The organism is Treponema sp. R6D11 (assembly GCF_054786075.1).
This window is the reverse complement of sequence record NZ_BDHD01001041.1, coordinates 1-405: the sequence shown is the minus strand read 5'-3', so window position 1 is coordinate 405 and position 405 is coordinate 1. Positions and strand designations below refer to the sequence as shown.

Below are 405 nucleotides of genomic sequence, written 5' to 3'. Positions count from 1 at the left end.
CCGTCATATTGCTGGCAAGATCGTTACCGATGTTGCTTAAATTTGTCGCCTCTTTTTTAATAACTAAGACAAGATTTTTAATTTTCTCCAAAGTTTTGTTGAAGTACAGGGCAAGATCGCCAACTTCGTCTTTGGAAGAGACGGGAATATTCCGCGTTAAATCGCCTTCGCCTTCAGAAATATCTTTTAGCGTTTCGGCTACCTTTACGATTGGTTTGGTAGTATTGTTTAGGGCAATGTATACAATTATCGCCGCAATTATGATGGCTATTCCCGCAAGAATGACAGTAAACTTGGTCATAAAATCTACTTCTTTTAAAATGTAAGATTTTGTCGCCGCGACCATTATGCTCCATGTTTTACCGGAACGCGTAGGTAAAATGCTGAAAGATGTAGATGTTATCT

1 protein-coding gene is annotated in these 405 nt (G+C 38.8%); it reads right to left on the bottom strand.

The features are described from left to right. Nucleotides 1-346, bottom strand: a 346-nt coding sequence (locus ACYVTD_RS17390) for a HAMP domain-containing protein (RefSeq protein WP_461248883.1), incomplete at its 3' end; no start/stop codon positions are given. Between the last annotated feature and the right edge of the window lie 59 nt (nt 347-405).